Consider the following 14,025-nt stretch of genomic DNA (forward strand, 5'->3'; position numbering starts at 1 on the left):
GGTCCTCTCAGGGGGAGGTCCTCCAACGGGAGGAGGTGCGCATGGCCGAACGGGAGGAGTTGATCGCCCGAATCGACCGTGCCGAACGCGTGATCCATCGGGTAGCGGTGCACAACCGGTCCGGCGGGATCTTCGCGACCGACCTCACCGTGCAGCAGCTCCGGGTGGTCGTGATCCTGGCGTTGGAGGGGGAGCACTCGTCGGTCCAGCTGGGCGAGATCCTGGGGGTGGGCCTGACCACGCTGACCGGGATCGTCGACCGGCTGGAGGCCCGAGCGCTCGTGCGGCGCCAGCCGGACCCGAACGACCGGCGCGTCCGGCGCATCTCGTTGACCGACGAGGGGAAGAAGCTGGTCGCGGACTTCGCCGAGCTCGGTCGCGAGCACAAGGTCCGCATCCTCCAGCGCCTCGAGCCGCGCATCCTCGCCAACCTCGCCGAGGCGATCGAGGCCATCAGCGAGCTCTGCCGCGAGGAGTTCGACGACGACGGCGCCGTCGACCGCTAATCCTGTCCACAGCCGGAACGCACTTCACCCACACCAACGGGGTTCGCGAGGCAATTGCCACGTTGCAGAACCCCGGTTGGGTGGGTGACGTCGCGGAGATCTGTGGACGGTGGGGGCGGGGGAGAGATCTACGGTGTCGTCCAGCTCCGCCTTGACGTCGGCGAGCAGCGGCGACCGTCTGGACCTTGACCGCCGTGCCGGGGGCGAGGTTCGCGATCTCCTCGCGGAGGCGACACCTAACTCGTGGGTAACGTCCGCGGCGATCTCGGCCTAAGCTGACGCCATGACGGCTTCCACGACGCAGCCGCAGGCGGGCGAGTCCCGCCTCACGCCCGAGCGGATCGCGGCTCTCACCGGACGCGTCTTCGCCACGTCGGGCAAGACGATCACGAGCATCGCGCCCGCGACGGGTGAGCCGCTCGCGCAGATCCCCGCGTCCACCGAGGACGACGTCGCCGCGGCGTTCCAGCGCGCCCGCAAGGCCCAGGCCGACTGGGCTCAGGTGCCGTTGAAGGAACGCGTCGAGCTCCTGCTCCGGCTGCACGACCTCGTGCTCGACCGGCAGCAGGACATCCTCGACATCGTCCAGGCGGAGTCGGGCAAGGCGCGCAAGCACGCGTTCGAGGAGGTGTGCGACGTCGCCCTCACCGCCCGCTACTACGCGCGTACGGCGACGCAGCACCTGCTCCCGGCCGCACGAGCCGGCCTGTTCCCGATGCTCACCAGCACCACCGAGATCCGCCATCCCAAGGGCGTCGTCGGCTTCATCGTTCCCTGGAACTACCCACTGACGTTGGCGATCACCGATGCCCTGCCCGCGCTCGTCGCCGGCAACGCGGTCGTGCTCAAGCCCGATGTCAAGACCAACTTGTCAGCGCTCGTCGGCGCCGAACTCCTCGCCGACGCTGGCCTTCCGGCCGACCTCTGGCAGATCGTCGTCGGCGACGGCCCGACGATCGGCAGCGCGCTGATCGAGGAGGCCGACTTCGTCTGCTTCACCGGCTCGACCGCAGTCGGACGCCAGGTCGCCCAACGGTGCGGCGAACGGCTGATCGGCTGCACGCTCGAGCTCGGCGGTAAGAACGCGATGCTCGTCCTCGACGACGCCAACCTCGACGTCGCCGCCGAGGGCGCGGTCCGCGGCAGCTTCTCCAACTCCGGTCAGCTCTGCGAGTCGATGGAGCGCCTGTACGTCGCGGCGCCGATCTACGACGCCTTCGTCAAGCGGTTCGTCGAACGGGTCAACGCGATGCGGCTCGGCGCGACGTACGACTTCGAGCCCGACATGGGCTCGCTGATCAACGAACGGCAGCTCGAGACCACAACGCGACACGTCGAAGACGCGGTGGACAAGGGTGCGCGCCTCCTCGCCGGCGGCCGGCGACGCCCGGACCTCGGCCCGTACTTCTACGAGCCCACCGTGCTGGAAGGCGTCAAGCCCGGCATGCAGTGCTTCGCCGAGGAGACGTTCGGCCCGGTCGTCTCGATCTACAAGGTCGCCGACGACGAGGAGGCGATCGCGCGGGCGAACGACACCTCGTTCGGCCTGAACGCCGCGGTCTACAGCCGCGACACGGCCCGGGCCAGAGCGGTGGCGCAACGCCTGCGGTCCGGCACCGTCAACGTCAACGAGGCGTACGCCGCGGCGTGGGGCAGCCTCGACGCACCGCTCGGCGGGTTCTCCGACTCCGGGCTCGGACGGCGGCACGGCGCCGAGGGTTTGCTCAAGTACACCGAGGCGCAGACGATCGCGGTCCAGCGCGGCATCCGGGTCGCGCCGCCGGCCGGCGTCCCGTACCCGTTGTTCGCGCGCGGCATGACCGTCGCGCTGCGGGTGCTGCGCAAGACCGGTCGCCGATGAGCGCGGACTACCTCGGCGTAGCACGAGACTACGACGTTCTCGTTGTCGGATCGGGCTTCGGCGGGAGCGTCACGGCGCTGCGGCTGAGCGAGAAGGGTTACCGCGTCGGCGTGCTCGAGGCCGGTGACCGGTACGACGAGAACAACCTGCCGAAGACGTCGTGGGAGAAGGACAAGTTCCTGTTCGCGCCGCGGCTCGGTTGGTACGGCATCCAGCGGATCACCTTGCTGCACGACGTTCTGGTGCTTTCCGGCGCCGGCGTCGGCGGTGGGTCGTTGGTGTACGCGAACACGCTGTACGAGCCGAAAGCCCCGTTCTACGACGACCCGCAGTGGCGCGACATCGCCGACTGGCGGACGGAGCTGGCGCCGTACTACGACCAGGCGAGCCGGATGCTCGGCGTCACTGTCAACCCGACCATGACGCCGTCCGATCTCGCGATGCGCAAGGTCGCCGACGAGATGGGTGTCGGGCACACGTTCCAGCTCACGCCCGTCGGGGTGTTCTTCGGCGAGTCCGGGACGAAGCCGGGGCAGGAGGTCGACGACCCGTTCTTCGGCGGTGCGGGTCCGAAACGCCGTGCCTGCTTGGAATGTGGCGAGTGCATGACCGGGTGCCGGCACCATGCCAAGAACGACTTGACGAAGAACTACCTGTATCTCGCCGAGCGCGCCGGTGCCGTCGTTCATCCGCTGACGACCGCCGTCGCCGTCCGCCCGGTGGCGCGGGGCGGGTACGCGGTCGACACCGAGCGCACCTCGCCGAGGCACGGCAGGGGCAAGCAGACGTTCACCGCACAGCAGGTGGTCTTCTCGGGTGGCGCGTTGGGAACGCAACGGTTGCTGCACCGGATGGCCAACGACGGTTGGCTTCCTCGGCTGTCGTCCCGGCTCGGGGATCTGACGAGGACCAACTCCGAGGCGATCCTCGGCGCGATCAGCCAGCAGCGGGGGACCGACTACTCGCAGGGCGTCGCGATCACCTCGTCGTTCCATCCCGACGAGTACACGCACGTCGAGCCGGTGCGGTACGGCAAGGGCAGCAACGCGATGGGCCTGCTGCAGACCGTGATGACGGACGGCGGCGGCCGTACTCCGCGGGTGCTGAAGTGGCTGGGCGCGGTGGCGAAGGATCCCGCGACGTTCGGCCGGCTGCTCAACCTGCGGCACTGGTCGGAGCGCACGGTGATCGCGCTGGTGATGCAGTCGCTGGACAACTCGCTGACCGTCCGCATGCGGCGCGGCCGGCTCACGTCACGGCAGGGGCACGGCGAGCCGAACCCGGTCTGGATCCCGATCGCGAACGAGGTCGTCCGCCGGCTCGCGAAGCTCATCGACGGCACGCCGGGCGGGACTTGGGGGGAGATCGCCAACATCCCGTTGACGGCGCACATCATCGGCGGCTGCGTGATCGGCGCTTCTTCGTCGGAGGGCGTCGTGGATGCGTACCAACGCGTCTACGGGCATCCCGGCCTGCACGTGGTCGACGGCTCGGCGGTGTCGGCGAACCTCGGCGTCAACCCGTCTTTGACGATCACCGCCCAAGCGGAGCGGGCGATGGCGTTCTGGCCGAACGCCGGTGAGGTCGATCCGCGGCCGGTGCTGGGATCGCCGTACGTCCGGGTCGACCCGATCGCACCCCGGTCACCTTCGGTGCCAGCCTCGGCCCCGGCGGCGTTGAGGGTTTAGGCGGTGCAGGCTCCAGCCTCGGTGTTCGTCTTGTGCTGCAGGGCGAACGCGGAGCCGAGGATCTGGTTCATCACGTCGAAGACCGGCTTCCAGGTCGACGCGGCGTCGCCGAGGCTCTGGTAGCGGATGGTCTGGTCGCCGACGATCAACGTGAGATAGATCTCATCGGCGATCGGCGGCGTCTTGCTCGGCTTGCCGCCCGGGGCCGCAACCGTGCCCATGGCCTGCATCGCGGTGTTGAGCTTCTCGAACGTCTTCGCTTCCACCGTGCAGGTGAGCGGCTTGTTGCCGCGGCTGACGAGCGTGGCCGTACCGTCGGCCTTCACCGTGAGATTGTCGTTGAACCCGGCGAATCCGCCAGTGCGCCTGAGGATCAGAGGCATGGACATCGTGATGTCACCCGCCGTCGAGGTCGGAGCCGGCGTCGAGGTCGGCTCGGTCGTCGGTGTGGTCGTGGGACCCTGTGCGTTCGGATCGTAGCGCTCCGCGCCGCACCCAGCGACAGTGAAGACGAGGGCGATCGAACAGGCGGCAACGACAATGTTTCGCCAGCGAGCGGTGGCCATCATGAGGGTGCGACGTCCTTCTTCGGGTTCCGGTTCCGCCGAATCCTGGCAGATCTACCGAGACATGGCCGAAAGCCGGCGGAACCCGGCCCCCGCAGGCGAGGAGCCGGGTCCCGACACGCGCGCAGAGGGCCGCGAGGCCGCGAGCGGTCGCCTCCGCACGGACGGCGGGCGTAGGCCCGATCAAGCCAGCACCGCCCCGTCGCTTCACCAACGAGTCAGCGCGGGGGCAGTTACGGCAGGTTGCGGGGAGTTCACTTTTCTGGATCTTTTCGCGCGGGCATCGAGCACATCCCACACCGCAGGGACAACAGCGAGCGCTGCGAGGACGGGGATGCCCACGACCGCGAAGATCACTGCGAGGACATCGAAAGCGTTCATGCTTCGAGAATCGCTCGCCGGGGACTCGTCCGGCATCGATCGCGAGGCTCGACTCGTTCATCCCCGCGACCTACGGGATTCCCCTGAGGTCAACCCCCGATGGAGCAGGCCGGCAGGTCCGGCGTGTTCACGACTTCCTTGCTGCCGACCTTGATCGACAGCGAGCCGGTGCAGTCGTTCACCGACAGCCGGCCGTCGAACGTGGCCTGCACCGCTTCGCTCTTCGTGGTCTTGCCCGTGCACGACACGGTGCCGGCCAGCACGTCGTTGCCGTCCACCGCGGAGAGGTCGGTCTCGCACTTGGGTGTGCCGTCGAGGGTGTGCCCGACCTGCTCGAGCACCGGCCCGATGGACTCGGCGATCGCGCGGGCAGCCGCCTCGGAGGTGACATCCTCCGCTGCCTGCTGCACAGCGCTACAACCGGTCGCGGCGAGGAACGCCAACCCGGCAAGGGCGATCGCGGAGGTACGCAGGAAAGACACGGCGGCAGTCTAACCAGCTGAGGTGCTCACGGCCGGTCCGCCTCCAGCCGGCGCTGTCTGGTTGGGTCGGGGGCACCCTCGTCCGAACCTATGGGACCAGGGTGCCCCCGACCCAGCTGACCAGGTGGCAGGTGCGCGCGGATCGCCCGAGGAGGTCGGCGGAGCGGCGGTCGATAGACTGACCAAGGTGACGGATCACGATCTTGTACTCGTTGTCGACTTCGGCGCCCAGTACGCACAGCTCATCGCCCGGCGAGTGCGCGAGGCGCGCGTCTACTCCGAGATCGTGCCGCACACGATGCCGGTCGAGCAGATCCTCGCCAAGCGCCCCAAGGCCGTGATCCTGTCCGGCGGTCCGCAGTCGGTCTACGCCGAGGGTGCGCCGCAGATCGACCGGTCGCTGTTCGAGGCTGGCGTTCCCACGTTCGGCATCTGCTACGGCTTCATGGCGATGGCCCAGGCCCTCGGCGGGAACGTCGCGCTGACCGGCAACTCCGAGTTCGGCCGCACCACCGTGACCGTCAAGGACAACGGTAAGCTGCTCGCCGGGCTTCCGACCAACCACACCGTCTGGATGAGCCACGGCGACGAGGTGATCGGCGCCCCCGAGGGCTTCGACGTCCTCGCCTCCAGCCCGCGCGCCACGGTCGCCGCGTTCGAGAACGTCGACAGCAAGCTCGCCGGCGTGCAATGGCACCCCGAGGTACTGCACACCGAGCACGGGCAGAAGGTGCTGGAGCACTTCCTGTACGACCTCGCCGGCTGCCGCCCGACCTGGACGATGGTCAACATCGTCGACGAGGCGGTGCACGACATCCAGGCGAAGATCGGCGGCAAGCGGGTCGTCTGCGCCCTGTCCGGCGGCGTCGACTCCGCGGTCGCCGGCGCCCTGGTCCAGCGCGCGGTCGGCAACCAGCTCACCTGTGTCTTCGTCGACGGCGGACTCCTCCGCAAGGGCGAGGCCGAGCAGGTCGAACGCGACTTCGTCGCCGCGATGGGCGTCGAGCTCGTCGTCGTCGACGCCGTCGACCAGTTCCTCGACGCGCTCAAGGGGGTCGAGGATCCCGAGCAGAAGCGGAAGATCATCGGCCGCGAGTTCATCCGGACGTTCGAGCAGGCCGCCCGTGAGATCGTCGAGAAGGCCGGCGCCGACGGCGAGGCCGTCGAGTTCCTCGTCCAGGGCACGCTCTACCCCGACGTCGTCGAGTCCGGCGGCGGCGAGGGCGCCGCTGTGATCAAGTCGCACCACAACGTGGGTGGGCTTCCCGACGACTTGCAGTTCGCGCTCGTCGAGCCGCTGCGGTGGCTGTTCAAGGACGAGGTCCGACGGGTGGGCGAGCAGCTCGGCCTGCCGCCGGAGATGGTCTGGCGGCACCCGTTCCCCGGCCCCGGCCTGGCGATCCGCATCGTCGGCGAGGTCAACCGCGACAACCTCGACATCCTCCGCGAGGCCGACGCGATCGCCCGCGAGGAGGTCACGGCCGCCGGTCTGGACAGCGAGATCTGGCAGTTCCCGGTCGTGCTGCTGGCCGGTGTCCGTTCCGTCGGCGTCCAGGGCGACGGACGAACGTACGGTCACCCGATCGTGCTCCGCCCGGTGACGAGCGAGGACGCGATGACCGCCGACTGGGGACGGCTGCCGTACGACTTGCTCGAACGCATCTCGACGCGCATCACCAACGAGGTCCGCCAGATCAACCGGGTCGTGGTCGACGTGACCAGCAAGCCGCCGGGCACGATCGAATGGGAGTAAATCCCGTACACCAGCCGGTTTGTCCCGGTTAGCATCGACCGTATGGGCCGCGGCGGGGGTCTCGTGGGACGGGGTACGCACCTTGCTGCCCTCGACCTGCTGCTGGCCGGCGTCACCACTCAGGAACGGCTCCGCGTCGTCGAGATCGTTGGCGAGCCGGGCATCGGCAAGTCCCGGCTGCTCGCCGAGCTTCGCAGCCGCGCCCACGAGGCGGGCCTCACGGTCGTCGCCGGCAGGGCGGGGGAGTACGAGCACCGCCAGCCGTTCCGCCCGTTCGTCGAAGCGCTCGACGACCAGCTCGGCCGGCTGGCCGCGTACCAGGGCAACGCGATCGAGCACGCCGTCGTCGCCCGTGGCGCGCTCGTGTTCCCGGCGCTGGCCGATCTCATCGCCGACGACCCGCCCGAGACCGTCGAGGTCGAGCGCTACCTCGTGCACCGGGCCGCCGTCCAGCTGATCGCGCGGCTCGCGGAGAAGGGGCTGGTGCTCGTTCTCGACGACCTGCACTGGGCCGACGACGCCACGGTCGAGCTGCTCGCCCACCTGCTCCGGCACACCCCGCGGGCGCCGATCGTGCTCGCCATCGCGTACCGGCCGCGGCAGGCGCCGGCCGCCCTGCTGTCCGCGATCTCGCGGGCTGCCGAGGAGGGGCTGGTCGAGCGGCACGAGCTCGTCCCGCTCACCAGCGAGGAAGCGGGCGAGCTCGTCGGGCCGGACGTCTCGCCGGCCCGCGCGCGGAGCCTGTACGAGGCGAGTGGCGGAAACCCGTTCTACCTCGACGCGTTGCTGCGTTCGGGCATCCAACTCACCAACGAGGCAAGGGGAGGGCTCGTCGGTGAGGTGCCCGCCACGCTCGAGGCGGCACTGCGTTCGGAGCTCGCCAGCGCCACCCAGGACGCCCAGCTCGTCGCCCAGGCCGCCGCCGCGGTGGGCGACCCGTTCGAGATCGACATCGTCGCCGAGGCGGCCGAGCTGCCCGACTCCGACGTACTCGGCTACCTCGACGAACTACGCGCGATGGACCTGGTCCGGCCGACGGACGGCCCACGCAGGATGCAGTTCCGGCATCCGCTCGTTCGCCACGTCACCTACCACTCCGCGCCGGCGGTGTTCCGGGTCGCCGCGCACGCGCGGATCGCCAAGGCGCTCGAACGGCAGGGTGCGCCGGCCACCGCGCGAGCCCACCACGTCGAACGATCCGCCGAGCCCGGCGACGAGCACGGCGTCGACGTCCTCGTCGAAGCCGCGCGCGAGAACATGGCGAAGGCCCCGTCCGCCGCCGCCCACTGGTACGGAGCGGCGCTCGAACGACTCTCCGCCGACCCGGGCCAGGATCGGCGCCGCGCCGAGCTCACCCTCGCGCAGGCCCGGGCGTACGCGATCGCCGGCGACATGCGTACCGCCCGCGACATCGCCGACGAGCTGCTCGACCGGTTGCCGTTGCGCGCCAGCCCCGAACGCCTGCAGGCCGTCGAGCTCCTCTCGCTGGTCGCCCGCATGCTCGCCAGACCGCAGCAGGCGCGCGAACTGATCCGGCGCGAGCTCGCCCACGTCCAGGAAGTCGACTCGCTCGATCTCGCGGTCCTCAAGCTCGAGCTCGGCGCGGCCGAGATCCTGTGCGCCAACAACGTCGACGCGGCACGCATCGCCGCCACCGAGGCGCTTCAGATCGCCCGCTGGCATGGCGATCGCGTCATCGAAGCGACCGCGGCGGGCATCCTGTCGATCTGTGGCTCCGTCGCGAGGCGCTTCGACGAGGCCCGCGAGTGGTACGAGACGGCGGCCGCACTCGTCGACGGGTTGTACGACGCGGAGCTCGCGCGCCGCCCCGACGCCCTCGACTGGGTCGCGATGTCGGCGATGTCGTTGGACCGCTTCGAGGACTGCCTGCGCTACTCCGGCCGCGAGCTCGCGATCGCCCAGTCCAGTGGGCAAGGCTGGGTCCTCACGTACCTCCTCAACAGCCGAACGGTCGCGCTGCGGATACTCGGCCGGATCGACGAGGCCGAGGCCGCCGCGGAGGCGGCGATGGAAGCCGCTGCGTTGTCGCCGAGCGACGGGATGCGGTCGACCGTCCTCACCCAACTGTGCTGGATCGCCCACTGGCATGGGGATCTGCCGCTCGCGATCGACCTGGGACGTCGTTCGGTCGAGGAGGCCGCGCTTGTCGGCGACCACCTGAGCCGGCCGGAGGCGATCGTCGCGTACACCGCCGCGCGCTTCGCGTCCGGCGACTACAGCTCGGCCGAGGAGCTGATCGCCGCGCTGGACCTGGACGGTGCGCCGACGCTCGACCCGTTCACCCAGGCGATCTCGTACGAGATGCTCACGGCCGCGGAGGTGGGTCGCGGGCGGTTGGCCGAGGCGGACCGCTGGGCGACGCGCGCCGACAGCGTCGCGCATCCCGCGTTGCCGCGCCGGAGCGGGCACGCCGCGCGGGCGCGGGCACGGGTGCTGATCGCGTCGGGCGACTTCGTTCGTGGTGCCGAACTCGCTTCCGTGGCTGCGGATTCGTACGCTCGGGCTGGCGCTCGGTACGACCTCGGGCGGGCGTGCCTGCTGGGAGCGCAAGCCCACCTTGCCGCCGGCGCGACCGATCGCGCGGTCCCGTTGCTGCAACGGGTGGTCGAGCTCGCGATCGCTTGTGGGGCTAGGCAGCTGCACGACGAAGCGATCGTCGAGCAGCGCCGCATCGGTGCCCGCGGTGGGCGGCGTCCCGCTCCCGGCGGGATGGCGGAGCTGACGCGCCGCGAACGTCAGATCGCCGAGCTCGCCGCGATCGGCCTTGCCAGTAAGGAGATCGCGGCTCAGCTCGTGATCAGCGAACGTACCGTCGAGGCGCACCTGTCGCACGTCTATGCCAAGCTCGGTGTGCCGTCCCGCGCCGCTCTCGCCGCTGTCTGGCCGGATCGTTCTTCTTGATCGTGTGATTTGTCATGGGTCGGGGCACTTCGGCGAGTATGGCGGGAACACGCCGCGTGGTCTCGTGCTGGTCCAGCGCGCTATTCGGCCGGCACTGGGGTAGGAATCGGCTATGTCACAACGGCGCAAGATCGCGGTCATCTACAACGAGCGCTCTGGCCAGCAGGGTCAGCCGGTGAGCGCTCAGCTCAAGGACCTGCTGACCGCGCAGGGGGTCGAGTTCGAGCTGTACGAGTTCGACCCTGGGCGGGTGGGGGCTCTGGTGCTCGGCGTTCTCGACTCCTCGCCCGACGCCGTGCTGGCCGCTGGTGGGGACGGGACGGCGACGTCGGTGGCACAGCAGCTGGTCGGTACGTCGGTGCCGCTTGGGGTGCTGCCGACGGGGACGATGAACGTGCTGGCGCGGGATCTCGGCGTTCCGGCGCGGCTCGACGAGGCGGTGGCGGCCGTTCTCTCGGCGCCGACGCATGAGATCGACGTGGCGCGGGTGAACGACCGATTGTTCTTGTGCAGCACGGTTTTGGCCGTCCTCCCGCACCTCGGGCGGATCCGCGAGCGCGCGCGTTCGGCGCCGGGACCTCGGGTGGTGCAGCTGGTGGCTCGTACGTTCCAGACGCTCCGTACCTATCCGCGGATGCGGCTCACGATGGACGTCGACGGCACTCCGCACTCCGTACGGACGCGGGCCGTGGTGGTCTCGAACAACCCGCTCGCCGAGGGGCCGGCGCCGATGCCGGGTCGCGGGCGGCTCGACACCGGGAAGCTCGCCGTGTACGTGGCGCGCGACCGGACTCGGTGGGATCTCGCGGGCATCGCGACGAAGGTGATGATGGGCAGCTGGAAGCAGGCGAAGCGGCTGCGCACGTACGGGGGTGAATCCGTACGAATCGACTTCGACGGACTGGGCATGATGAGCGTCATGACCGACGGCGAGGTGATTCAGTTGACATTGCCGCTCCAGTTCGAGCTGTCGCCGCGAGCGCTGTCGGTGTTGATGCCTGGGGCGGCTTCATGACGGTGCGGATCGCGCAGATCTCGGATCTGCACTTCGGGCGGGAGATCGACACCATCGTGACGGCGCTGGCGTCGGAGCTGAGCGAGCGCGCGCCGGCGCTGGTGGCGGTGTGCGGTGACCTGACGCAGACGGCGCGGGAGCGGGAGTTCGTTGCCGCCCGTTCGTTCCTGGACTCGATCGCGGCGCCGACGTTGGTCGTACCAGGGAACCACGACCTTCCCGGCTGGCGCGTCTGGTCGCGCTTCGCCCGCCCCTGGCGCCGATGGCGGCGGCACCTGGGGTCGGAGCCCTTCGAGACGGCGACCGCGGTGTCGCCGGGCCTGGTAGCGGTGGGCGTGAACACGGCGCGGAGCTGGGGCTTCCACCCGGACTGGTCGCGCGGGCGGATCAACACGCGCCAGGTCGAGGAATCGTTGGCGGTCTTTGAGGAGTCGTCGTCCTCGGATCTTCGCGTTTTGGTGACACATCACCCATTCCTGCTGACCCAGGCCTCGCGAACGCGGGGGATGGTCGGCCGCTCGGCCGCGGCGTTGGTACGGCTGAAGGCCAAGTGCGACCTCCTGCTCGGCGGCCACACCCACCTCAGCTACTGCGGCGCCGCCGGCGGCATGGTGGTAGCGCAGTCGGGGACGGCGTTCTCGAACCGGCTGAAGGGCGAGCCGAACGGCTACAACCTCATCGACGCCGACGGGCCGCGGATGACGGTGACCACGATGCAGTGGAACGGTTCGAAGTTCGAAGAGTCGGCGCGGAACGACTTCGAACGCGACGACACCCGCACCTGGCACCCCGCCCACTAACCCGCGCCCGCGTTTTGTATGAAGGGCACCTTCATTCGAACCTATTGAATGAAGGTGCCCTTCATTCAAACCAGGGCGCACTTCACCTACTGGGCTGGGGTTCTCCAACGTTGCAACAGCGCTCCGAACCCCGTTTCGGTAGGTGAAGTCGCGCAGGTTGTGGACAGCGATCAGCTGATCCCGCATCGTGACATTGCCCATGAAGGGGGCGTTCCCACCCCTGCGGGCACCCTCGGAACGCCCCTTTGATGGGCAAAGTGGATGGCGCGTGAGGGCAGGGTTTCGAATGAGGGCGTCCCTCATTCGAAACGTGGCGGGGCAGCTCGGCCGCCAGTGGAGGGAGTGCGTTGGATGAAGGGCACCTTCATCCAAACCTATTGGATGAAGGTGCCCTTCATCCAAACAGCGGGAGTGGTGGCGAAGGGGATGGGGCGCGGCAGAGCTGGGTGCGCCAGCTGGTCGTCGGGGAGTGATGTCGCCAGGGAGCTGGCAGGGAGTCGATCAGGCGCCACGTCGATCTCGTCCCTGCGCCTTTCCGGTCGCGGCGGAGCTAGTCAAGGGCCGCAAAGCGGTCGCGCAGCGACGCCGCCCATCTGCGAAGCCGCCGCGGCGCCCTTTACTCGCTCCGCCGCGACCGGACACTGGCGGACGAGATGACGAGGCAGAGCACCACTCCCCGGAGAGCCGGTGACGAACCCCGCTAGCCGGACAGCTCGATCGCGAGGCAGCCCGTCGGAGTGGACGCGAGCTGGTCGACGCGGAGCACCCACTCTACGGACAGCGCGCGGACCGCACAGCCGAGTGATCATGAAGGCGCAGCCGTCTCAGGCGCCAGTTGGGCGACATGATCACCGACATGATCACGTCCCGAGGGCAGGTGTGATCGGGTTCTCAGTGGTCAAGGTCTTCCGAGCTTAGGCTTACCTAAGCTATGGTCTCCCTCGTGCGGCTCTTCCAGGGGGTGAGCCGCACGCCAAGCCAGCCAGACCAAGCCAGACGAAGCCAGAACAAGACCGAGAAGGGCATGTGCATGGCAGTGCGCCAGATGGCGGTGGTGACGGCGGCGGTGCTCGCTGTCGCGGCGCTGGTGGGATGTGGAGCGAACACCACCAACGAGCCTCACGAGCCAGCTGCCGAAGGGCCGACAGCGAGCGCCAGCGCTCCGGACGACGCGGCGGGCTTCCCGCTCACGGTCAAGCACGCCATGGGCGAGACGACGATCCCCGCCAAGCCGAAGCGGGTCGTCGCGCTCGACGCGTCGATGGTGGACGACGCGCTGTTGCTGGGTACGCCGGTCGTCGGCTTCACCTCGTACCGCGCGATCGGCGACGAGCTCCCCGAGTACCTCGGCGACGCCCGCGACACGCTCGCGAAGGACGCGCAGTCGGTCGGCACGCTGGAAGAGCCCAGCCTGGAGAAGATCATCGCCCTCCAGCCCGACCTGATCCTGTCCGCCAAGGTCCGCCACGAGAAGATCTACGACAAGCTCAGCGCGATCGCGCCCACCGTGTTCAGCGAGACGACCGGCCCGAGCTGGAAGAAGAACATCGAGCTGATCGGCACCGCCCTCGGCGAGGAGACCAAGGCCAAGGACGAGCTAGCAAGGTATGAGAAGCGCGCCAAGGCGATCGGGGATGCGATCAACGCCAAGGCGGGCAACCCGACGATCTCGGTCGTACGGTTCGTCGACGGCCCCACGCGCCTCTACCAGAAGGCCTCGTTCAGCGGAATCGTCCTGCAGGACGCCGGCCTGGCACGACCAAAGGCCCAGGACGTCGAGGACTTCGCCCTCGAGATCTCCGCCGAGGAGACGCTCAAGGCCGAGGCGGACGACATCTTCGTGACGACGTACGCCGACGAGGCGGGCGTAAGCGCCAAGACCAAGGGGCAGATCCAGGGCGGCGCGCTCTGGAAGAAGCTCCAGGGCCGTGTCCACGAGGTCCAGGACACGTTGTGGATGACCCCCTGCAGCATCCAGGGCGCCGAGTACATCTTGGACGACCTGGCCAAGGCCTTCGAGGTGGATCCCCAGCGCGGGTGACGGCTCACAC

Annotated in this window: 10 protein-coding genes; 8 read left to right on the forward strand and 2 right to left on the reverse strand. The window is 69.2% G+C overall.

Annotated features, from left to right (window positions below; translation table 11 throughout):
• Positions 1-41 precede the first annotated feature (41 nt).
• The 3 genes from JOD67_RS13135 (at position 42) to JOD67_RS13145 (ending at position 4,055) form a co-directional block, all read left to right on the forward strand.
• On the forward strand, positions 42-506 hold the full coding sequence (locus JOD67_RS13135; RefSeq protein ID WP_205117724.1) for a MarR family winged helix-turn-helix transcriptional regulator: 465 nt from the start codon (positions 42-44) through the stop codon (positions 504-506).
• Between the two features lie 283 nt (positions 507-789).
• Positions 790-2,367: a succinic semialdehyde dehydrogenase gene (locus JOD67_RS13140; RefSeq protein ID WP_205117725.1), complete on the forward strand. Its 1,578-nt coding sequence runs from the start codon at positions 790-792 to the stop codon at positions 2,365-2,367.
• Positions 2,364-4,055, forward strand: a complete 1,692-nt coding sequence (locus JOD67_RS13145; RefSeq protein WP_205117726.1) for a GMC oxidoreductase — start codon at positions 2,364-2,366, stop codon at positions 4,053-4,055. The genes JOD67_RS13140 and JOD67_RS13145 overlap by 4 nt, the downstream gene beginning before the upstream one ends.
• Here JOD67_RS13145 and JOD67_RS13150 read toward each other — a convergent pair.
• A complete protein-coding gene (locus JOD67_RS13150) occupies positions 4,052-4,438 on the reverse strand; it encodes a hypothetical protein (RefSeq protein WP_205117727.1) in 387 nt (128 codons plus the stop codon). The genes JOD67_RS13145 and JOD67_RS13150 overlap by 4 nt on opposite strands.
• Before the next feature lie 653 nt (positions 4,439-5,091).
• Positions 5,092-5,484, reverse strand: coding sequence for a hypothetical protein (locus JOD67_RS13155; RefSeq protein WP_205117728.1), 393 nt, complete (start codon positions 5,482-5,484; stop codon positions 5,092-5,094).
• A 178-nt stretch (positions 5,485-5,662) separates the two neighbouring features.
• Here JOD67_RS13155 and guaA point away from each other — a divergent pair, with 178 nt between their 5' ends.
• From guaA to JOD67_RS13180, 5 genes are all read left to right on the forward strand, one after another.
• Positions 5,663-7,237 carry a glutamine-hydrolyzing GMP synthase gene (gene guaA, locus JOD67_RS13160; protein WP_205122976.1) on the forward strand — a complete coding sequence of 525 codons (1,575 nt, stop codon included), beginning with the start codon at positions 5,663-5,665 and terminating at the stop codon, positions 7,235-7,237.
• Positions 7,238-7,279: 42 nt separating this feature from the next.
• The gene (locus JOD67_RS13165; RefSeq protein ID WP_205117729.1) at positions 7,280-10,159 is read left to right on the forward strand and encodes an ATP-binding protein; all 2,880 of its coding nucleotides are present in this window, start codon (positions 7,280-7,282) and stop codon (positions 10,157-10,159) included.
• Positions 10,160-10,271: 112 nt separating this feature from the next.
• Entirely contained in the window at positions 10,272-11,174 is a 903-nt protein-coding gene (locus tag JOD67_RS13170; protein ID WP_205117730.1) for a diacylglycerol/lipid kinase family protein, read from the forward strand.
• Positions 11,171-11,974, forward strand: a complete 804-nt coding sequence (locus JOD67_RS13175) for a metallophosphoesterase family protein (protein WP_205117731.1) — start codon at positions 11,171-11,173, stop codon at positions 11,972-11,974. Before JOD67_RS13170 ends, JOD67_RS13175 begins: the two co-directional genes overlap by 4 nt.
• A 1,030-nt stretch (positions 11,975-13,004) precedes the next feature.
• Complete coding sequence (locus JOD67_RS13180; RefSeq protein WP_239553826.1) at positions 13,005-14,015, forward strand: ABC transporter substrate-binding protein; 1,011 nt, start codon at positions 13,005-13,007, stop codon at positions 14,013-14,015.
• Positions 14,016-14,025 lie beyond the last annotated feature (10 nt).

Source organism: Tenggerimyces flavus (genome assembly GCF_016907715.1).
GTDB lineage: Bacteria > Actinomycetota > Actinomycetes > Propionibacteriales > Actinopolymorphaceae > Tenggerimyces > Tenggerimyces flavus.

Excerpts from the sequence above, each read along its gene's own strand:
- JOD67_RS13135 (WP_205117724.1), top strand. The coding sequence starts at position 42 with ATGGCCGAACGGGAGGAGTTGATCGCCCGAATCGACCGTGCCGAACGC.
- JOD67_RS13140 (WP_205117725.1), top strand. The coding sequence starts at position 790 with ATGACGGCTTCCACGACGCAGCCGCAGGCGGGCGAGTCCCGCCTCACG.
- JOD67_RS13145 (WP_205117726.1), top strand. The coding sequence starts at position 2,364 with ATGAGCGCGGACTACCTCGGCGTAGCACGAGACTACGACGTTCTCGTT.
- JOD67_RS13150 (WP_205117727.1), bottom strand. The coding sequence starts at position 4,438 with ATGCCTCTGATCCTCAGGCGCACTGGCGGATTCGCCGGGTTCAACGAC.
- JOD67_RS13165 (WP_205117729.1), top strand. The coding sequence starts at position 7,280 with ATGGGCCGCGGCGGGGGTCTCGTGGGACGGGGTACGCACCTTGCTGCC.
- JOD67_RS13170 (WP_205117730.1), top strand. The coding sequence starts at position 10,272 with ATGTCACAACGGCGCAAGATCGCGGTCATCTACAACGAGCGCTCTGGC.
- JOD67_RS13175 (WP_205117731.1), top strand. The coding sequence starts at position 11,171 with ATGACGGTGCGGATCGCGCAGATCTCGGATCTGCACTTCGGGCGGGAG.
- JOD67_RS13180 (WP_239553826.1), top strand. The coding sequence starts at position 13,005 with ATGGCAGTGCGCCAGATGGCGGTGGTGACGGCGGCGGTGCTCGCTGTC.